Annotated in this window: 17 protein-coding genes; 9 read left to right on the top strand and 8 right to left on the bottom strand. The window is 72.7% G+C overall.

The window, feature by feature from the left end; translation table 11 throughout:
* Window positions 1-21: 21 nt before the first annotated feature.
* Genes IRY44_RS04060 through IRY44_RS04050 form a run of 3 tightly spaced genes read right to left on the bottom strand, consistent with a single transcriptional unit; the run spans window position 22 to window position 3,151 of the window.
* Window positions 22-888 carry a carbohydrate ABC transporter permease gene (locus IRY44_RS04060; protein WP_194799115.1) on the bottom strand — a complete coding sequence of 289 codons (867 nt, stop codon included), beginning with the start codon at window positions 886-888 and terminating at the stop codon, window positions 22-24.
* A complete protein-coding gene (locus IRY44_RS04055) occupies window positions 885-1,886 on the bottom strand; it encodes a carbohydrate ABC transporter permease (protein WP_194799114.1) in 1,002 nt (333 codons plus the stop codon). Before IRY44_RS04055 ends, IRY44_RS04060 begins: the two co-directional genes overlap by 4 nt.
* Window positions 1,883-3,151, bottom strand: a complete 1,269-nt coding sequence (locus IRY44_RS04050) for an extracellular solute-binding protein (RefSeq protein ID WP_269697164.1) — start codon at window positions 3,149-3,151, stop codon at window positions 1,883-1,885. The genes IRY44_RS04055 and IRY44_RS04050 overlap by 4 nt, the downstream gene beginning before the upstream one ends.
* 177 nt (window positions 3,152-3,328) lie before the next feature.
* On the opposite strand from IRY44_RS04050, the gene IRY44_RS04045 reads away from it, so the two are divergent.
* On the top strand, window positions 3,329-4,333 hold the full coding sequence (locus IRY44_RS04045) for a LacI family DNA-binding transcriptional regulator (RefSeq protein WP_262011873.1): 1,005 nt from the start codon (window positions 3,329-3,331) through the stop codon (window positions 4,331-4,333).
* Window positions 4,334-4,541: 208 nt separating this feature from the next.
* A complete protein-coding gene (locus IRY44_RS04040) occupies window positions 4,542-5,735 on the top strand; it encodes an endo-1,4-beta-xylanase (RefSeq protein WP_194799112.1) in 1,194 nt (397 codons plus the stop codon).
* Window positions 5,736-5,799: 64 nt separating this feature from the next.
* Here IRY44_RS04040 and IRY44_RS04035 read toward each other — a convergent pair whose 3' ends face one another.
* The 4 genes from IRY44_RS04035 to IRY44_RS04020 all read right to left on the bottom strand — a co-directional run bounded on the left by IRY44_RS04035 (window position 5,800) and on the right by IRY44_RS04020 (window position 8,310).
* Complete coding sequence (locus IRY44_RS04035; protein WP_194799111.1) at window positions 5,800-6,360, bottom strand: DUF5872 domain-containing protein; 561 nt, start codon at window positions 6,358-6,360, stop codon at window positions 5,800-5,802.
* Window positions 6,361-6,397: 37 nt separating this feature from the next.
* Window positions 6,398-6,925 (bottom strand): hypothetical protein, encoded by a 528-nt coding sequence (locus tag IRY44_RS04030; protein ID WP_194799110.1) that lies wholly within the window; start codon window positions 6,923-6,925, stop codon window positions 6,398-6,400.
* A 67-nt stretch (window positions 6,926-6,992) separates the two neighbouring features.
* Complete coding sequence (locus IRY44_RS04025) at window positions 6,993-7,706, bottom strand: hypothetical protein (protein WP_194799109.1); 714 nt, start codon at window positions 7,704-7,706, stop codon at window positions 6,993-6,995.
* Window positions 7,699-8,310: an RNA polymerase sigma factor gene (locus IRY44_RS04020; RefSeq protein ID WP_194799108.1), complete on the bottom strand. Its 612-nt coding sequence runs from the start codon at window positions 8,308-8,310 to the stop codon at window positions 7,699-7,701. The genes IRY44_RS04025 and IRY44_RS04020 overlap by 8 nt, the downstream gene beginning before the upstream one ends.
* Window positions 8,311-8,350: 40 nt before the next feature.
* Here IRY44_RS04020 and IRY44_RS04015 point away from each other — a divergent pair, with 40 nt between their 5' ends.
* Window positions 8,351-9,925, top strand: coding sequence for an FMN-binding glutamate synthase family protein (locus IRY44_RS04015; protein WP_194799107.1), 1,575 nt, complete (start codon window positions 8,351-8,353; stop codon window positions 9,923-9,925).
* A gap of 57 nt (window positions 9,926-9,982) precedes the next feature.
* Complete coding sequence (locus tag IRY44_RS04010) at window positions 9,983-11,185, top strand: sugar efflux transporter (protein WP_194799106.1); 1,203 nt, start codon at window positions 9,983-9,985, stop codon at window positions 11,183-11,185.
* A 6-nt stretch (window positions 11,186-11,191) separates the two neighbouring features.
* Here IRY44_RS04010 and IRY44_RS04005 read toward each other — a convergent pair whose 3' ends face one another.
* Window positions 11,192-11,842 (bottom strand): bifunctional 2-polyprenyl-6-hydroxyphenol methylase/3-demethylubiquinol 3-O-methyltransferase UbiG, encoded by a 651-nt coding sequence (locus IRY44_RS04005; protein WP_194799105.1) that lies wholly within the window; start codon window positions 11,840-11,842, stop codon window positions 11,192-11,194.
* 197 nt (window positions 11,843-12,039) lie between these two features.
* On the opposite strand from IRY44_RS04005, the gene IRY44_RS04000 reads away from it, so the two are divergent.
* From IRY44_RS04000 to IRY44_RS03980, 5 genes are all read left to right on the top strand, one after another.
* Window positions 12,040-12,354 (top strand): rhodanese-like domain-containing protein, encoded by a 315-nt coding sequence (locus IRY44_RS04000; RefSeq protein ID WP_194799104.1) that lies wholly within the window; start codon window positions 12,040-12,042, stop codon window positions 12,352-12,354.
* 50 nt (window positions 12,355-12,404) lie between these two features.
* Window positions 12,405-12,749: a rhodanese-like domain-containing protein gene (locus IRY44_RS03995; RefSeq protein WP_194799443.1), complete on the top strand. Its 345-nt coding sequence runs from the start codon at window positions 12,405-12,407 to the stop codon at window positions 12,747-12,749.
* A 36-nt stretch (window positions 12,750-12,785) separates the two neighbouring features.
* On the top strand, window positions 12,786-14,165 hold the full coding sequence (locus tag IRY44_RS03990) for a rhodanese-like domain-containing protein (RefSeq protein ID WP_194799103.1): 1,380 nt from the start codon (window positions 12,786-12,788) through the stop codon (window positions 14,163-14,165).
* Between the two features lie 128 nt (window positions 14,166-14,293).
* Window positions 14,294-14,524, top strand: coding sequence for a DUF2188 domain-containing protein (locus tag IRY44_RS03985; protein ID WP_194799102.1), 231 nt, complete (start codon window positions 14,294-14,296; stop codon window positions 14,522-14,524).
* Window positions 14,525-14,759: 235 nt separating this feature from the next.
* The gene (locus IRY44_RS03980; RefSeq protein ID WP_194799101.1) at window positions 14,760-20,225 is read left to right on the top strand and encodes a carboxyl transferase domain-containing protein; all 5,466 of its coding nucleotides are present in this window, start codon (window positions 14,760-14,762) and stop codon (window positions 20,223-20,225) included.
* Window positions 20,226-20,235: the final 10 nt, after the last annotated feature.

The following is a 20,235-nucleotide window of genomic DNA, read 5'->3' as shown; positions in this document are numbered from 1 at the left end:
TTGTGCTGGTGCCGCCGCCGCTCAGCCCTTGACCGCGCCCTGGAGACCGCCCACGATCTGCTTCTCCGCCAGGGTGAAGAACAGCAGCGCCGGCAACATCGCCAGCGACGTGAAGGCGAGGACTCCCGCGGTGTCGGTGGTGTACTGGCTGGAGAAGTTCTGCACGCCCAGCGGCAGGGTGTGCAGGTTGACGTCCCCGAGGACGAGCAGCGGCAGGAGGAACGCGTTCCAGCTCGCCACGAACGCGAGGATGCCGACGGTGACGACCGCGGGCCGCGACAGCGGCAGCACGATCCGCCAGAGGAAGCCGAGCCGGCCGGCGCCGTCGATGGCGGCCGCGTCCTCCAGCTCCCGCGGGATGGCCGACAGGAACGGCCGCAGGATGACGATCGTCAGCGGCAACGAGAAGGCCACCTGCGGAAGGATCACCGCGTAGTAGGAGTTGATCAGGTTCAGGTCGCGCAGCATGAGGTACAGCGGCAGGATCGCCGCGCCGGCTGGGAACAGCAGGCCGAGGGTGAAGAAGGTGTAGAGCCCTTCGCGGCCGCGGAACGTGTAGCGGGCGAGCACGAACGCGGCGGCCATGCCGAGCACCACCACGCCGAGCGTGGTGCCGAGGGCGACCACGGCGCTGTTGAACGCCTGCTTCCAGAAGTCGCTCTGGGTCAGCACCCGGTAGTAGTTGTCCCAGACCCACGGGTCCGGCAGGCCGGCCGGGTCGTCCACGATCTGCGGCGTGGTCCGGAAACCGCCGACGACGACGTACACGACGGGTGCGATCGACACGGCCGCGACCGCGAGCGCGATCGCGTACGTCAGCGGCGAGCTCCACTGCACCGGCCGGCGCCCGGCCGAGGGGGCGGATACGGAGTTCACGGCCACTGTCACTTCCCCTTCCGGGTGATGGCACCCTCGATGTCCCGGCGGAGCAGGAACCGCTGGAACAACAGCGCCGCGACGAACGAGATGGCGAACAGGATCACGGCCACCGCGTTGCCGTAGCCCCAGAGCCGGGCGAAGAAGCCGTTGTCCACCATGTACGTCGCCATGGTGGCCGAGGCGCCGAGGGACCGTACCGCCGGCACCGAGGTCACCCAGATCATGTCGAAGACCTGCAGCGAGCCGATCATCGACAGGAACATCCAGATCCGGATGGTGGGGCCGAGCAGCGGCAGCGTGACGTGGCGCTGGATCTGCCACCAGCTCGCGCCGTCGATCTCGGCGGCCTCGTTCAGCTCCTGCGGCACGTTCGACAGGCCGGCGAGCAGCAGGATGATGGCGAAGCCGACGTATTTCCAGGTCAGGACGAACAGCAGCGTCCAGATCACCACGTCCAGGTCGGCCAGCCACGCCTGCACCAGGCCGCCGAGCCCGATCGACTGCAGCAGCGCGTCGAGCGTGCCGTTCTCGGTCAGGATCAGCTTCCACATGATGCCGACGGTGACCTCGGCCAGCACGTACGGCACGAACACCAGCAGGCGGAACGCCGAGCGCCCGCGGAAGCGGCGGTTGAGCAGGAGGGCGATGCCCAGCGCGACCGGACCCTGGATCAGCAGCGACCCGAACACGATGATCGCGTTGTTGCGCAGCGCGTCCAGGAAGATCGGGTCCTGGAAGGCGAGCGTGTAGTTGCGGAAGCCGACGTACTCGGTGGGCGGGCCGACGCCGCGCCAGCGGAACAGGCTGTAGTAGAACGCGAAGCCCATCGGCACGAGCACGAACATCACGTAGATGACGACCGCGGGCGTGGTCAGCCCGATGATCTCGTACCACTTGCGACGGGTCTCGGCGCGGCGGGAGGCGGCCCGTGCGCCGCCGGGCCGGAGGCCCGCCGGCGGCGCTTTCGCGCCGACGGCGGGCGTACGGGTCTGCGATGCGGACGTCACTTGCTTGCGGCCGCCTTCATGGCCGAGACGACCTTCTCAGGTGTCCCGTTGCCGGCGAAGATCGCGACGATCGCGTCGTTCATCGCGGTGCCGACGGTGCTGCCGAAGGCCGTGTCCAGCCAGAGCTGGACGTAGGTGGCCGACGCGGTGGACTCCAGGATGGACTTCAGCGCCGGGTCGGTGACGCCGTCGGCAGCACCCTTGGCGACGGGCAGGCCGGTGCCGGTGGCGGCGTAGCCCTTCTGCACCTCGGGGCTGACGATGTACTTGAGGAACTCGACGCACTCGGCCGGGGCGTTCTTGGCGCAGGCGAAGCCGTCGCCGCCGCCGAGGGCCGCCTTCGGGTCACCGGCGGAGCCGGAGATCGCCGGCACCGGGAACCAGCCGAGGAACTTGCCCAGGGCCGCCTTGTCCGTGGCGACGGTGTCCAGCGTGCCGCGGTTCCAGTCGCCCATCAGCTCCATCGCGGCCTTGCCGTTTGCCAGAAGGCCGTTGGCGCTGGTCGGGTCGTTCTGACCCGGCGTGGCGATGAAGTTGTTCTGGAACGGCTTAGTGTCGATGAAGGTCTTCAGGTCCTGGCCGGCCTTGACGAAGCACGGGTCGTCGAAGGTCCGGTCCTTGGAGGCCTTCTTCAGCGTGTCGACCGAGCAGGCACGCAACGCGAAGTTGTACCACCAGTGCGCGGCCGGCCACTTGTCACCGGCGCCGAGGGCGATCGGAACGACGTTGATCGCCTTGAGCTTGGTGACGGCGGCGTTGAGCTCGTCGAAGGTGGTCGGCGGCGCCGTGATGCCCGCCTTCGCGAACATGTCCTTGTTGTACCAGATGCCCTCGATGCCCATCCGGAACGGCAGGCCGTACTGCTTGCCCTCCACCTGCCAGATCTCGGCGGCGCTGCCGATGTCGGCCACCTCGCCCTTCACCTGGTCGGTGATGTCCTTGAGGTAGTCGGCCTCGACCTGCTCGCGCATCTCGCCGCCGCCCCACGCCTGGAAGATGTCCGGCGGGTCGTTGCTCAGCAGCGCGGCGGGGAGCCGGGTGCGCTGGAGCTGGTTCGTCTCGATCGCCTCGATCTCGATCTTGACGGTCGGGTGGGCCGCGGAGAAGTCCTTGGCGACCTTCTCCCAGTACGTCTTGCCGGGTCCGTCCTGCGACGCGTTGTGCCACCAGGTCAACGTCACCGGGTTCTTGTACAGCTCGCTCTCGGCGGCCTTCTCCTCGTCGCCACCACCACTGCACGCGGAGGCCAGCAGAGCGCTTGTCACAAACAGTGCCAGGGCGGCACCAGCACGGCGCTTCATCACCACAGATGTCTCCTCGACCACTCAGTCGGGTTACCTGCCGGGGAGTTTTACAGGGCCGTAACGTGAAGTCAATCGGTATCGATAACGTTTTCGACATCGTCTTCGATCCCCCTGGAAGTGCCCTCTATCATCGTCGGCGTGGTGTTCCAGGAGCGCGTCAAGATGTCGGACGTGGCACGTACGGCCGGCGTCTCGGTGGCAACTGTATCGAAGGTTGTCAATGGTCGGTACGGCGTCGCGCAGGCCACCGTCGAACGCGTCCAGCAGGTGATCCACGAGCTGGGGTACGAGGCCAGCCTGGGGGCGCAGAGCCTGCGCAGCCACCGGACGAACGTGCTGGGCATCCTGGTCGCCGAGTTCGAGCCGTTCTCCACCGAGCTGCTCAAGGGCGCGTCCCGCGAGGTCGCCGGCAGCGGCTACCAGTTGCTCGCCTACTCCAGCGGTGACGGCGAGGGCGCGGCCATAGGGTGGGAGCGGCGCTCCCTGGCGCGGCTGTCCGGCACGCTCATCGACGGCGCCGTGATCGTGACGCCGACGGTGGTCGAGACCAAGCACGGCTTCCACGTGGTGGCCGTCGACCCGCACACCGGCCCGTCCGGCCTGCCCACCGTCGACTCCGACAACTTCGCCGGCGCGGTGCTGGCCACCGACCACCTGCTGTCGCTCGGGCACCGGCGGATCGCGCACATCAGCGGCCGCCCCGACCTGGAGTCGGCCCGGCTGCGCGAGGCCGGGTTCCGCAAGGCGATGGCCGACGCGGGCGTGCCGGTGGACGAACGGCTCGTGCGGGTGGGCGGTTTCCGCACCGAGACCGCCGCCAGCACTGCGGCCGAGCTGCTCGCGCTCGCCGACCGGCCGACCGCGATCTTCGCCGGCAACGACCTCTCGGCCATCTCCACGGTGGACGTGGCCCGCGGCCTCGGCCTGCGCGTACCGGAGGACCTTTCGGTCATCGGCTTCGACAACATCCCCGAGTCGGCGCTCGTCGACCCGCCCCTCACCACGATCCGGCAGCCGCTGCAACGCATGGGCGCCGAGTCGCTGCGCCTGCTGATCGACCTCATCGCCGGCGTCGAGCGGGACACCCACATCCAGCTCCCCACCGAGCTGGTCGTCCGGGCCTCCTGCCACCCGCTGCGCTGACGCGGGCTCACCCTCCCCGCCCAGATGATTGACGGACGGCTATCGGCGTCCGTAATGTTTCGGGCTACTTCCGGAAGGTTGATCGGAAGTTTCGGAAGCCGCATCGTCAGTCCACCCTGGCGCCCGCCGAACCGTTCCACGGCGCGGCGTCTCCGGCACCGCCACCGCCGGCCCCCGGGCCGCGCGCACCCTCCCGAAAGGAACGACCATGAAGCTGAGACGATGGCTCGCCGCCGGCGCCGTCGCCGTCGCGACCGCCACCGCCCTCAACGTCGTCCCCGCGACGGCCGGACGCCCGTACGACCCGGCCGCGCAGAGCCTGCGTGAGCTGGCCAAGCGCCACGGCCTGTACGTGGGCACCGCCGTGGACATGGCCGCACTCAACGACGCCTCCGAGCCGCGCTACCGCGAGCTGGCCGCGTCGGAGTTCTCGACCGTGACCGCAGAGAACGTGATGAAGTGGGAGAGCCTCGAGCCCACCCGGGGCACCTACAACTGGGGCCCGGCCGACGAGCTGGTCGAGTTCGCCCGCAAGAACAACCAGCGGGTCCGGGGCCACGTGCTGGTCTGGCACAACCAGCTGCCCGCATGGCTGACCAGCGGTGTCGCGGACGGCTCGATCAGCAAGGCCGAGCTGCGCCAGATCCTGCGCAACCACATCACCGCCGTGGTCACCCACTTCAAGGGCAAGATCTGGCAGTGGGACGTGGTGAACGAGGCGGTCAGCGACCCCTGGGACACCCCGTCCACCCTGCACTACAAGGGGTTCTGGGCGCAGAACCTCGGGCCCGGCTACATCGCCGACGCGTTCCGCTGGGCCCGCGCCGCCGACCCGAAGGCGCTGCTGTTCTACAACGACTACAACATCGAGGCGTTCGGCTCCGGCAACCCGGCCGACGACAAGACGCAGTTCGTCTACAACATGGCCCGTGACCTGCGGGCCAAGGGTGTGCCGATCGACGGCGTGGGCGCACAGGGCCACCTGGGCACCCAGTACGGCAACTTCAGCACGCTCCAGGTGGTCGCGGCGCTGCGCAAGTTCGCCGGGCTCGGGCTGGCCACGGCCCTCACCGAGGTGGACGTGCGCAGCCAGATCACCGAGGGGGTGGAGGCCGGCGACTCCGCGGAGATCAACCCGCGCCTGCAGGCGTCCGCGGCGGGCTTCAGCGTGCTGATGCAGGCCTGCCTGGCCGAGCGGCACTGCCTGTCGTTCACGCTCTGGGGCTTCACCGACAAGCACTCCTGGGTGCCCGGTGCGTTCTCCGACCCGCCGGAGGGCCTGGCCACCGTCTACGACGAGAACTACCAGCCGAAGCTGGCGTACCACGAACTGAAGGCCGACCTGATGTTCTCCGGTCCGCCCTACGTGCTGCCGCGCATCCCGCAGCACCCGCGCCGCTGACTGTCGCGCGGAGGGGCCGGCCTGCGGGCCGGCCCCTCCGTCGCGGTGCGCCACGGGATCACGCTCACGCCGCCCGGCGCCGGCCCAGTTCCGACTCCAGCCGTCCGATGAGCGTCTTGCGGGCCTTGCCGCCGCGTTCCCGGCGCAGCGCCGCGTCGAGCTGGCGGGTGTCGAGGTCGCGGACCAGTTTGACCGCCTCGGTCACCGGCAGCTCGTTGATCTGCTCGGCGGCGGTGGCGTCCCGGCGGGCCCGCTTCGCCGGGCCCGTGTTCGGCACGTACTGGCGGCCGGAACGCGACGCGCGGCGCTTGCGGGTGTCGGTGGCCCGCCGTTCGGTCTCCGACAGCTCCTCCCACGCCCGTTCAGGCAGGTAACGGCGCGTTTCGCCGCCGCTGCGGGCACGCGTGTCACCGCTGCGGGTCTGCCACTTCTCGCCGCCCCAGCGTTGCAGCGAGCGCTGCCGTGCGTCCTTCGGACCCTCGAATCCCCCGCCGGCCTTCTTGTACTCGTTCGTCAGCAGCTGCGACTTGCGGGCCGACCACTGCCCGGGCCGTCCGCCCTTGTCGGAGGCGCGGATCTCGGCCTTGAGGCGCTCCCGCAGTTCCGGCTCGGTGTACTTCGCCATGACGCAGCGTTACCCGGACCGGCAGCGGCCATGCCGGTCAGCGGGACGACGGCCGGTAGACCAGATCCATCGTGTCGCTGCGGCCGGACCAGTCCAGCCGCAGCCGCCAGCACCCGGCGGCCGGCAGGTCGACGATGGACGGCCCGGGCCCGCCCGCCACCTCCCGGACGACCGGGGTGTCCGTCCCGTCCCGCGTCGCGGTGATCACCAGCGGGGTCCGCGGTGCCGGCTCGGACCGGCCGGGCTCGGGGCGGGACACCCAGAGGATCTTGTTGTTCGCGCCGTCGCCGCGCGCGTGCACCAGCGGATACGCGAACAGGATCGCCACGATGTCGCCCCGGGTGCCGAAGACGTGCCGGATCCGGGTGTCGCCGGTGAACCCGGCATCCGCCCAGTCCGGCAGCCGGCCGGTCTCCAGTCGCTCGGCGCAGGCCGCCGGCGCGGCCGGTCCGGTGGCGGGCACGGTGCCCGTGGCCGGCCCGCCGGCCGGTTGCGCGGCCGGGCCGGCGGTGCACCCGGCCAGCAGCAGGACCGGCACCAGTAGGACTCTTCTCGGAACGGACATCCGGCCTCCCCCGTTGACGACTCTCGTCGACAGGACACCGCCCGGCGTCCCGAGGTTCCCGCCGCACTCACTCGAGCGAGGACGCGATGTCGAGCGCCTGCTCACGGGTCAGGTCGCCCTCCAGCCGGTAGCTCACCCCGGCCCGCTCCCAGATCAGCGTGGCGGCGGACAACCGCGCGGTGGCGACCCGTTCCGTGCCCGAGCGGTCCACGTACGCGAGCGCGTGCGGACCACCGACCCAGATCGCGAACTCGCCGCCGACGTGGGTGAGCGTCACGTCCGCCCCGAGGGACCGCTTGTGGAACACGATGTCGAGCGAGCCGTCGAAGGCGTCCAGCCGGACCGTCCCGCCCCGGTAGAGCAGGCTGGCGACCCGGTGGGCGCCGGTGCCGTCCGGATCGGCGACGAGCACGTGTTCCGGTGCGCCGAGCCGGGCCGGTACCCGGATCGGGAAGCGGACCTGCCGCTGTGCCTCGGCCAGGGCGATCTCGTGCTGCGCGGGCAGCGGCGACGGCGTACCGGTCGGCGGCAGGGCGGGCGCGGTGTCCACGACCACCCCGGAGAACCGCAACAGCCCGGTCACCGCGTCGGCGAGCGCGGCCCGCCCCGGCGGCAGCGCCGCCACGAGCACGGTGGCGAGCGCGGCGGCCAGCACGTACCGCCACCGGCGGCGCGGCGCGGGCACGTCGAGCCGGGCCCGCACCCGGGCGGTGAGGTCAGGTGTGCGCGCCGGCTCCAGCCAGCCGGTCAGCTCCCGCAGCTCCCGTTCCAGGTCATCCACGGTGCGCCACCTCCCGATCCAGCAGGGCACGCAGCTTCGCCAGCGCCCGGTGGGTCCGCGACTTCACGGTGCCCCGGGCCACCCCCAGCACGGTCACCGTCTCGTCCTCGCCGAGGTCGAGCAGGTAGCGGCAGACGATCACCTCGCGGTCGCGGGCGGGCAGCCGGCGCAGCGCCCCGACCAGCTCGGCCCGGCGCTCGGCCGCCAGCACCGCGTCGAGCCCGTCCTCGGCGGTGACCGCCGCGACCGGGTCCGCCGCCGCCGCGCGCAGCGTCAGCCCGTCCCGCCGGGTCCGCGTCCGGTGCAGGTTCCGGGTCTCGTTGGCGACGATCGCGAGCAGCCAGGACCGGAACGACGCCTCGGCCCGGTAGCGGGACAGTTTCCGGTACGCCTTCACGAACGCCTCCTGGACCACGTCCTCGGCGTCCGGACCGGCGCCGAGCAGCACCGCCGTCCGGTACGCGGACGCGGTGTGCCGGGCGACCAGGGCGTCGTACGCCTCCCGGTCGCCGGCGCGTACGCGGGTGACGAGGTCGTCGTCGTCCAGGGCAGCCTCCGCCGTCGGTCCGCTTCCATGACACCGCTCGGGGCGGCCGGGTTCCATCAGGCGTTTGACCGGGTGCCGGGCCGGAAAGAGTGGCGGGATGAGCTGGGCGAAGAGAGCCGTACCCGCAGCCGTCGCCGCCGTCGCCGCGCTGGCGGCGCGGGACCTGCTGCAACGCGACCACGCGCTGCGCCGCAACTTCCCCGTGCTGGGCCGGGCCCGGTACCTGATCGAGTCGATCGGCCCGGAGCTGCGGCAGTACATCGTGGCCGGCAATGACGAGGAGCGGCCCTTCACCCGCGACCAGCGGCGCTGGGTGTACGCCTCGGCCAAGCAGGAGAACAACTACTTCGGGTTCGGCACCGACAACGACATCGAGCACACCTCCGGCTATCCGATCATCAAGCACCGCACGTTCGGCCGGGCGGTGCCGCCGTCGGCGCCGACCGCCGGGCACGACGTGACGCTGCCCTGTGCCAAGGTGCTCGGCGCGGCGCGCGGCCGGGCGCGGGCGTTCCGCCCGGAGTCGGTGGTGAACATCTCCGGGATGAGCTTCGGCTCGCTGTCCGCAAACGCGGTGGAGGCGCTCAACCGGGGCGCCGCGCTGGCCGGCTGTCTGCAGAACACCGGCGAGGGCGGGCTGTCGCCGTACCACCGCAACGGCGGTGAGTTGGTCTTCCAGCTCGGCACCGCGTACTTCGGCTGCCGCGACGAGCAGGGCCGGTTCAGCCTGGAACGGCTCAAGGACCTGGTGGCGTCGGCGCCGGTACGCGCGCTGGAGATCAAGCTCAGCCAGGGTGCCAAGCCGAGCCTCGGCGGCCTGCTGCCGGCGGCGAAGGTCTCCGCCGAGATCGCCGCCACCCGAGGCATCCCGGCCGGTCAGGACTGCGTCAGCCCGTCCCGGCACGCCGAGTTCTCCGACTGCGACAGCCTGCTGGACTGGGTGGAGCTGCTCGCCGCCGAGACCGGCCTGCCGGTCGGCATCAAGTCCGCCGTCGGTGACCTGGGGTTCTGGGAGGAACTGGCCACGCTGATGCGCGACACCGGGCGCGGCGTGGACTTCGTGACCGTCGACGGCGGCGAGGGCGGCACCGGCGCCGCACCGCTGATCTTCAGCGACTCGGTGTCGCTGCCGTTCCAGCAGGGCTTCTCCCGGGTCTACCGCACCTTCGCCGAACGCGACCTGCACGAGCAGGTGGTGTTCGTGGGCGCCGGCAAGCTCGGCCTGCCGGACAACGCCGTGGTGGCGTTCGCGCTCGGCGCCGACATGGTCAACGTCGGGCGGGAGGCGATGCTGGCGATCGGCTGCATCCAGGCGCAGAAGTGCCACACCGACACCTGCCCGACCGGCGTCGCCACGCAGAACGCGTGGCTGGCCCGGGGCCTGGACCCGGCCCGCAAGTCGGTGCGGGCCGCGAACTACATCCGTACGCTGCGCCGCGACCTGGTCAAGGTGGCCGAGGCGTGCGGCGTCGAGCATCCCGGGCTGATCGGTACCGACGCGGTGGAGATCCTCGACGGCCGGACCTCGTCGATCCCGCTGGACCGGGCGTTCGGCTACCGGCCGGAGTGGGGGATGCCGTCGGCCGCCGACCGGGCGGAGATCGTCCGGCTGATGACCGCCGAGGCGCCGCAGGGCGGCAGCGCGCCACCCTCCCCCACCGCCGTCGGCTGACCCGGACCGCGGGAAATCCGGTCGGCCGCCGCGCCGCCGCCGCGTACAGTCCGCCGCATGGCTGTGGACACCAGGCCGGCGGTACGCGCCGGCCCATTCCGGCTGCTCCCGCTGGGTGTGGTCTTCCTGACCGTCGGTCTGTCCACCGCCGTGGTGCTGCCGTTCCTGTCGCTGTTCCTCGACCGGGAGGTCCACGCCAGTCCGTTACGGGTGACCGTGTTCCTGGTCGTCGCCCCGCTGTCCGGGGTGGTCGCCTCCGCGCTGATCGGCCGGCTGTCGGACCGCCTGCCGATCCGGCGCGCGCTGCTTGTCGGCGCCGCGCTGGCCGGTGTGGTGGGCGCGGGCCTGACCGCGTACGTCCGCGACTACTGGATCCTGCTGGGGCTGACCGCGACCGCCACGGCACTGGCGAACTCGCTGTTCCCGCAGTCGTTCGCGTACACCCGGGCGCTGTTCGACAGGGACGATCCGACGCGGGCCGCGTTCGGCGTCAGCCTCATGCGTACCGTCTTCTCGTTCGCCTGGGTGGCCGGGCCGGCGCTGGCCGCGGTGCTGCTCGACGTCGGCGGCTTCCGCCTGGTCTACGGCATGGCCGCCGTCATGTACGCGCTGGCCGCGCTGGTGGCCGCGTTCCGGCTGGAGGAACTGCCGCTGCCGGCGCGGCCGGTCGCGGCCGATCCGGGCGGCGCCGCGCCCGGCCCACCGGGCGCGTCCCGGCTGCGGCTGGCGTCGACGGCGCTCGCGTTCGTGCTGCTCCAGTGCCCGCTGACGGTCGGCGTGCAGGCGATGCCGCTGTTCATCGACACCGAACTGAACGACGATCCCTCCCGCGCCGGCCTGGTGCTGGGCCTGTGCGCGGCGCTGGAGATCCCGCTGATCCTCGGGCTGGGCGCGCTGACCGCGCGGGTCCGGCTGCGGCCGCTGATCCTGGTCGGCGGTGCCTGCGGGGTCGCCTACTACGCGACCGCCGCGCTGGCGCCGAGCGTGCCGGTCCTGCTGTTCGCGCAGCCGGTGAACGCGCTGTTCATCGCCGCGGTGTCCGGCGTCGGCATCGCCTACGTGCAGGATCTGCTGCCGGGCGAGCCGGGCCGGGCCACCACGCTGTTCACAAACACGTTCCCGATCGGCGCCATGCTCGCCGGGCCGCTGCTCGGGCTCTCCGCGCAGGTCGGCTACCGGTGGGCGTACGGCATGAGCACCGCGCTGTGCGCGGCCGGGCTGCTGGTGCTGCTGCTGACCCGGCCGACGGCCCGGGCCTGACCGGGGTCAGCGACGCCGCACCAGGACCACGTGGTCGATCAGCTCGCCGGTCCGGCCGTCCGGGCCGGTGGCGGTACGGCGCGCCGCGCCCAGCCGCTCGGTGTCCCAGCCGTCCGGGTCGAGGTTCATCGCGGCCAGGATCTCCTCCGGTTCGGCGAACCGGTGGTGGCCGGTGTCGGGCCCGGCCCAGGGCGGCGGCGCGCCGTGCTCGACCACGAGCAGCCGGCCGCCGGGCGCGACCGCCTCGGCCGCCGGGGGCAGCACCGTCTCCCGGGGCAGGACCAGCGGCGACTGGAAGAACTGCGCGGACACCAGGTCGTACCGGCCGGGCGGGAAGCCCTGGGTGAGGTCGTGCCGGACGGTGGTGATCCGCTCCGCCACCCCGGCCCGCTCGGCCTCCACGGCGAGGCGGTCCAGCGCGACTGACGAGATGTCCACGGCGGTGACCCGCCAGCCGCGCGACGCCAGCCACACCGCGTCGCCGCCCTCACCGCTGCCCAGGTCGAGCGCGGTGCCCGGGGGCAGCGTGCCGGCCACCTCGGCCAGGACCGGGTTGACCCGGCCGCTCCAGATCCGGTCCCGCTGGCCGTACCGCTCGTCCCAGAACCGGGCCGGGTCGGTGTCCGCCGCCGGGTGCTCGTGGTGGTGCCCCGTCATGTCTGCCTCCTCGCCGCCGGGCGTCTCCCGCCCGAGCCCCGCCATCGTGCGCCGCAACTCAGCGGACAGCAAGGAACCTTGCCGTTCCGGCAAACGAGCACAACCGCACGAGCAGGGGGTAGCGGACGGCCGGACGCCGCGCTACCGTCGAGAGCAGATACCCCCGGGGGTATAGCCGATCCGGAAGGAGAACGCCCATGCGCGAGGTCGACCTGACCACGTTCGCCACCGCCCACGCCGACGGGGCGACGGTCATCGACGTCCGGGAGACCGCCGAGTACCTCGGCGGCCATGTCCCCGGTGCCCGTTGTGTGCCGCTGGGTCATCTGCCCGCCCAGATGACGCAGGTGCCCCGCACCGGCCCCGTCTACGTGATCTGCGAGGCCGGCGGACGCAGCCGGGTCGGCGCCGAACTGCTCGAACGCGCGGGCATCACCGCCCTCTCGGTCACCGGCGGCACCTCGGCCTGGGTGCGCTCGGGCCGCCCGGTCACCGCGGGCAGCCGGCCGTGACCGGGCGCCCGGAGACGGCGGCCGCTCCGCGCACCGGCTTCCTCCGCCGCCTGCTCGGCCCCCGCGTCGCCCGGGTCACCCCGGCGGAGGCGGCGGCGCTGTCCGGCGCGGGCGCGCTGCTGCTCGACGTCCGGGAACCCGCCGAGTGGCGGGCCGGACACGCCCCCGGCGCCCGGCACATCCCGCTCGGCCAGCTCGCGGACCGGCTGTCCGAGGTGCCGGCGGACCGGCCAGTGGTGACCGTCTGCCGGTCCGGCGCGCGGTCGCGGCGGGCGGCCAAGTTGCTCGCCGCGGCGGGCCACGAGGTGCACGACCTGACCGGCGGCATGCGGGCGTGGACGAACGCCGGGCTGGCGGTACGAGCCAAGGGCGGCAGGCCGGGCCACGTGGCCTGAGCAGACCCCTCATCACCAGGAGAAGGAGCACGGCCGATGTTGTTCACCCAGTACTACCTCGACTGCCTGTCCCAGGCCTCGTACCTGATCGCCGACGACCGCACCGGCCGGGCCGTGCTCGTCGACCCGCGCCGGGACATCGACGAGTACCTCACCGACGCGAAGGCGCACGGCCTGACCATCGAGGGCGTCGTCAACACCCACTTCCACGCCGACTTCCTCGCCGGGCACCTCGAGGTGGCCGCCGCGACCGGCGCCTGGATCGGCTACGGGAGCCGGGCCGAGACCGAGTACCCGAGCCGCAAGCTCACCGACGGCGAACGGATCAGCCTCGGCGACGTGACCCTGGAGATCATGGAGACCCCGGGCCACACGCCGGAGTCGATCAGCATCCTGGTCTACGAGCGCGCCGACGACCCGGTCCCGTACGGCGTGCTGACCGGCGACGCGCTGTTCATCGGCGACGTGGGCCGCCCCGACCTGCTCGCCTCCTTCGGCGTGACCGCCGAGGAACTCGGCCGGATGCTCTACGACAGCGTGCAGCACAAGCTGATGGGCCTGCCCGACGAGGTGCGCGTCTTCCCCGCCCACGGCGCCGGCTCGGCCTGCGGCAAGAACCTGTCCACCGAACGGCAGTCCACCATCGGCGAGCAGCGCCGCACCAACTACGCCTGCGCGCCGATGAGCGAGGAGCGCTTCCTCGCCCTGGTCACCGGCGGGCAGCCGGCCGCGCCCGGCTACTTCGCCTTCGACGCGGTGCTCAACCGCAAGGCGCGTGAGCTGTTCGACCACGCCCGGCCGGCCCGCCCGCTCACCCCGGCCGAGTTCCTGGCCGCCCGGGCCGACGGCGCCGTCGTGGTCGACGCCCGCGACCCGCAGGAGTACGCGACCGGGCACCTTCGCGGTGCGCTCAACGTGCCGGCCGACGGCCGGTTCGCCGAGACCGCCGGCAGTGTCGTCGCGCCCGACCGGCCGGTGCTCGTGGTGGCTCCGCAGGACCGGGAGGAGGAGATCGTCGTCCGCCTCGCCCGGATCGGCTTCGACCGGGTGATCGGCTACCTGCGCGAGCCCGAGGGCGCCTTCCTGGAGATGGTCGCCGAGATGACCCGGGCGAGCCGGGTCACCGCCACCGAGCTGCGGGAAGCCCTCGACGGCCCGGACACCCCGGTCGTGCTCGACGTCCGCAACGCCGGTGAGCGGGAGCAGGGCGCCGTCCAGGGCTCCCTGCACATCCCCCTCGCCGAGTTGACGCGGCGCCTCGACGAGGTGCCGGCGGACCGGCCGGTCGTCGTGCACTGCGCCGGCGGCTACCGCTCCTCGGTCGCGGCCAGCCTGCTGCGCAACGCCGGGCACGCCGACGTGTCCGACCTGCTCGGCGGGTACGGCGCCTGGCAGGGCCTGCACGCCGCCGCGTGATCAGCAGTCCGGGCCGGGCGGGGCCCCCTCCCCCGCCCGGCCCGGGTCGTCCGGCGCCGTCAGGATTAGCACTCCCCTCGCATGGGCAGACAATTGTCATCGGACACGCGAACGAGGGAGCTGACGGCATGGCGAAGGGCGACATCGACACCTACCAGCAGGACGGGCAGTGGAAGAACCGCCCGGAGGGCAACGAGCGCGCGACCAGCCGCCACGACACCAAGGCGGAGGCCGAGGCGGCCGGCCGGGAGATGGCGGCCGAGCGCGGCGCCGAGCACGTGATCAAGAAGCAGGACGGCACCATCGGCGAGAAGAACACGCACCCCCGCAGCCGCGACCCCCGGGAGATCCCGGGCTGAGCACGCAGCGCAGGCAATATACGGCGCCGGACCCGCTCGGGTCCGGCGCCGTATCGCGTACCGGCGGGTAGTGAGTGGCTGGCTAAAAACTTTTGTTCGGTTCCTACAACGGTCCCCGCTCAGGCTTCGGCCGTTACGACATGGCGCCGCCCGCGCACAGCCGGAAAGGTGAGGCGAGCCGGGGGCATCGCCGCGCCCGGCGCGCAGGAGTGGGTCAACCGAAGGGGACGGTCACGTGTTCACCCGTGTCGCCATCGTCAACCGTGGTGAGGCCGCGATGCGGCTCATCCACGCGGTCCGGGAACTGGCCGCGGAGACCGGCAGCCGGATCGAGACCGTTGCGCTGTACACCGACGTCGACCGTACCGCCACCTTCGTCCGGGAGGCGGACGTCGCCTACGACCTGGGGCCCGCGTCCGCCCGCCCGTACCTCGACCTGAAGACCCTGGAGCGCGCGCTGGTCGAGACCGGCGCGGACGCCGCGTGGGTGGGCTGGGGTTTCGTGGCCGAGGATCCGGCGTTCGCCGAGCTGTGCGAGAAGGTCGGCGTGACGTTCGTCGGGCCCAGCCCGGACGCCATGCGCAAGCTCGGCGACAAGATCGGCGCGAAGCTGATCGCCGAGGAGGTCGGCGTGCCGGTCGCGCCGTGGAGCCGCGGCGCGGTGGAGAGCCTGGACGACGCGCTGCGCGCGGCCGCCTCGATCGGCTACCCGCTGATGCTCAAGGCGACAGCAGGTGGCGGCGGGCGCGGCATCCGGGTGATCCGCAGCGACGCCGAGCTGGCCGACGCCTACGAGCGCACCAGCCAGGAGGCGGCGCGGGCGTTCGGCAGCGGCGTGGTCTTCCTGGAGCGCCTGGTCACCGGCGCCCGCCACGTCGAGGTCCAGGTCATCGCCGACGGTCAGGGCACCGCGTGGGCACTCGGCGTACGGGACTGCTCGGTGCAGCGGCGCAACCAGAAGGTGATCGAGGAGTCCGCGTCGCCGGTGCTGAGCCCGGAGCAGACCGCGGAGCTGAAGGCGTCGGCGGAGCGGCTGGCGGTCGCGGTCGGGTACCGGGGCGCGGCCACCGTCGAGTTCCTCTACCACCCGGGCGACCGGCTGTTCGCGTTCCTGGAGGTCAACACCCGCCTTCAGGTCGAGCACCCGATCACCGAGTCGACCACCGGGTTCGACCTGGTCAAGGCGCAGCTGCACGTGGCCGGCGGCGGCCGCCTCACCGGTGAGCCGCCGGTCGAGCGCGGGCACGCGATCGAGGCGCGGCTCAACGCCGAGGACCCGGACCGTGACTTCGCGCCCTCCCCCGGCCGGATCACCCGGCTGGATCTGCCCGCCGGACCGGGCATCCGGGTCGACACCGGGGTCAGCGAGGGCGACACCATCCCGGCCGACTTCGACTCCATGATCGCGAAGATCATCGCGTACGGCCGGGACCGGGACGAGGCGCTGGGCCGGCTGCGCCGGGCGATGGCGAACACCACTGTGGTCATCGCCGGTGGCGCGACGAACAAGAGCTTCGTGCTCGACCTGCTCGACCAGCCCGAGGTGATCGACGCCAGCGCCGACACCGGCTGGATCGACCGGGTACGCGGCGAGGGCCGCCTAGTCGCGCACCGGCACTCCGCCGTGGCGCTGGCCGCTGCCGCGATCGAGGCGTACGAGGAGGACGAGACCGCCGAACGGCAGCGGCTGCTGTCCACCGCGGCCGGTGGACGCCCGCAGGTGCAGCACCGCAGCGGCCGGCCGCTGGACCTGAAGCTGCGCGGCGTGACCTACCGGATGCGGGTCGCCCGGGTCGGTGCGCACCGGTTCCGGGTCGGTGTCGAGGCCGGTGGCGACGTGCGCACCGCGGATGTCGAGCTGGACCGCTTCGACCGGCACACCGGCCAGATCGCCGTCAACGGCGCCCGGTTCCGCCTGCTCACCGACACCCACGGCCCGGTCCACCTGGTCGAGGTGGACGGCGTGACGCACCGGATCAGCCGCGACGAGGGCGGCGTGCTGCGCTCCCCCATGCCGGCGCTGGTGGTCGCCACGCCGCTCGCCGTCGGTGCGGAGGTCGAGGCCGGCGCGCCGGTGCTGGTGCTGGAGGCGATGAAGATGGAGACGGTGCTGCGGGCGCCGTTCCGGGCCCGCCTCAAGGAGTCGTCGGTGGCGGTCGGCACCCAGGTCGAGGCCGGTGCGCCGCTGCTGCGCCTGGAGCCGATCGCCGAGGAGGGCGCCGAGGCGGCCGCCGGCCCGGCCGGACCGGCTGTCGAGCTGGACCTGCCCACGGCGCCCGCGGACGTGCCGGCGCGGTCCCGGGCCGAGCGCGGCCAGGAGGACCTGTGCGCGCTGTTGCTCGGCTACGACGTGGACCCGCACGACGAGCGGCGGGTGCTCGACGACTACCTGGACGCGCGGCGGGCGGCCACCGAGGCCGGGCACCGGCCGCTGGCCGAGGAACTGGAACTGGTGAACGTCTTCGCCGACCTGGCAGAGCTGAGCCGTAACCGGCCCGGCGGCGACGACGGGCCGGGCGGGCACGTGCACAGTGCCCGCGAGTACTTCCACACCTACCTGCAGAGCCTCGACGTCGAGCGGGCCGGTTCGCCGGACTCGTTCCGGGCCCGCCTGGCGAAGGCGCTCGCCCACTACGGCGTCACCGAGCTGGACCGCTCCCCCGAGCTGGAGGCCGCGGTCTTCCGGATCTTCCTGGCCCAGCAGCGGGCCGCCGCGGACGCCACGGTGATCGCCGCGCTGCTGCGTTCCTGGCTGCGCGAGCCGCCGCCGGACGAGGCGCTGCGCGAGCCGGCCGGCCTCGCGCTGGAGCGGCTCGTCGCGGCCACCCAGGTCCGCTTCCCGGTGGTCGCCGACCTGGCCCGGGGCGTGGTGTTCGCCTGGTTCGCCCAGCCGCTGCTGCGCCGCAACCGGGCCCGGGTCTACGCCCAGGTCCGCACCCACCTGCGGCACCTCGACGCCCAGCCGGACGCGCCGGACCGCGCCGAGCGGATCGCCGAGATGGTGCGCAGCACCGAGCCGCTGGTCCGGCTGCTCGGCCAGCGCCTGGTCCGCAACGACGTGGACAACGCGGCCATGCTGGAGGTGCTGACCCGCCGCTACTACGGCAACAAGGCGCTCACCGAGGTGCGCACCCGCACCGCCGGTGGCTGCACGTTCGTGGTGGCCGGGCGGGACGGGTCGAGCGTGGTCTCGGCCGCCGTCCGGTTCGACGCGCTCGGCGACGCGCTGCGCGGGCTGGCCGAGGTGGCCCGGGATTGCGAGGCCGTCGACGCGGACGTCTACCTGGCCTGGGAGAACCAGCCCGACGACCTGGACGCCACCGCCGCCGCCCTGCTGGAGGTGGTGAACGCGCACCCGCTGCCGCAGCAGGTGCGCCGCCTCACCACCACCGTCGCCGGGCGCGCGGGCGCGGTGATGCACCATCACGTCACGTTCCGCCCCGCCGAGGGCGGCGGGATGGCCGAGGAGCGCCTGATCCGCGGCCTGCACCCGTACATCGCGCAGCGGATGCAGCTGGAACGGCTGCGCGAGTTCGACCTGACCCGGCTGCCGTCGCTGGACGAGGAGGTCTACCTGTTCCAGGCGGTCGCCCGGCAGAACCCGTCCGACCAGCGGCTGGTCGCGTTCGCGCAGGTGCGTGACCTGACCGAGCTGCGGGAACAGGACGGCCGGCTGGTGGCGCTGCCGACCACCGAGGACACCGTGGCGGCATGCATCGACTCGATCCGCCGGGCGCAGTCGCGGCGGCCGTCGAAGTCGCGGTTCCCGACCAACCGGATCGTCGTCTACGTGTGGCCGCCGAGCGAGCTGACCCGCGAGGAGATGGAGCTGATCGCCGGGCGGGTACGCCCGACCACTGTGGGCGCCGAGCTGGAGGAGATCCTGTTCATCGCGCGGCAGCGCGACCGGCGTACCGGCGAGCTGACCAAGGTCGGCGTGCGGATCACCTTCGACGTGAGCGGGCACGCGCAGCTGACGGTGGGCGAGCCGCCGGCCGAGCCGGTCGAGCCGCTTGACGACTACCGGCTGAAGGTGCTGCGCGCGGCCGGCCGCAACACGGTCTACCCGTACGAGCTGACCGGTCTGCTCGGTGACTTCGTCGAGCACGACCTGGACGCCGGCCACCAGCTGGTGCCGGTGGACCGGCCGAAGGGCCGCAACACCGCGGCGATCGTGGCCGGCGTGGTGACCACCCCGACGCCGCGGCACCCGCAGGGCGTGACCCGGGTGGTGCTGCTCGGCGACCCGACCAAGTCGCTGGGCGCGCTGTCCGAGCCGGAGTGCCGGCGGGTGATCGCCGCGCTGGACCTGGCGCAGCGGATGGGCGTGCCGCTGGAGTGGTACGCGCTGTCCGCCGGCGCCCGGATCTCGATGACCTCCGGCACCGAGAACATGGACTGGGTGGCCGCGGCGCTCAAGCGCATCGTCGAGTTCACCCAGGACGGCGGTGAGATCAACATCGTGGTGGCGGGCATCAACGTCGGCGCGCAGCCGTACTGGAACGCCGAGGCGACGATGCTCATGCACACCAAGGGCGTGCTGGTCATGACGCCGGACTCGGCGATGGTGCTCACCGGCAAGCAGTCGCTCGACTTCTCCGGCGGCGTCTCCGCCGAGGACAACTTCGGCATCGGCGGCTACGACCGGGTGATGGGGCCGAACGGACAGGCGCAGTACTGGGCGCCGGACCTGCCGGCCGCGCGGGACGTACTGATGGCGCACTACGACCACACGTACGTCGCGCCGGGCGAGGAGGCGCCGCGCCGGGCCGTCACGATGGACCCGGTGGACCGGGACATCTGCGGCTACCCGCACGCGGTGGCCGGCAGCGACTTCGCCACGGTGGGCGAGATCTTCTCCGCCACCGCCAACCCGGACCGCAAGAAGCCGTTCGACATCCGTACGGTGATGCGGGCCCTCGCCGACCAGGACCACCCGGTGCTGGAGCGGTGGGCCGGCATGGCCGACGCGGAGACCGCTGTGGTGCAGGACGTACACCTCGGCGGCATCCCGGTGTGCCTGCTCGGCATCGAGTCCCGCTCGGTGCCCCGGCACGGCTTCCCGCCCACCGACGGCCCGGACACGTACACCGCCGGCACGCTGTTCCCGCGCTCGTCGAAGAAGGCCGCGCGGGCGATCAACGCGGCCAGCGGCAACCGGCCGCTTGTCGTGCTCGCCAACCTGTCCGGCTTCGACGGCTCACCCGAGTCGATGCGCAAGCTGCAACTGGAGTACGGCGCGGAGATCGGCCGGGCGATCGTCAACTTCCGCGGCCCGATCGTGTTCTGCGTGATCTCGCGCTACCACGGCGGCGCGTTCGTGGTCTTCTCCAAGGCGCTCAACCCGGACATGACGGTGCTGGCGATCGAGGGGTCGTTCGCCTCGGTGCTCGGTGGCGCGCCCGCCGCCGCCGTGGTGTTCGCCGGCGAGGTCGCCGCCCGCACCGCCGCCGACGCGCGGGTACGCGACCTGGAGGCGAAGGTCGCCGCCGCGGCCGGCACCGGGCGGGCGACGCTCACCGCCGAGCTGGACGAGCTGCGCTCGTCGGTGCGGGCGGAGAAGCTGGGCGAGGTGGCCGCCGAGTTCGACCGGGTGCACAGCATCCAGCGCGCGGTCGAGGTCGGCTCGGTCGACGCGGTGATCCGCGCCGCCGAGCTGCGTCCCCGCGTCATCGAGGCGATCGAGGCGCGTCTGCGCTGACACGTCGCAC

It is taken from the genome of Micromonospora sp. ANENR4, assembly GCF_015354395.1.
Taxonomy (GTDB): Bacteria; Actinomycetota; Actinomycetes; order Mycobacteriales; family Micromonosporaceae; genus Micromonospora; species Micromonospora aurantiaca.
Note: the sequence above shows the minus strand (reverse complement) of the source record. Positions and strands in the feature narration are given on the sequence as shown.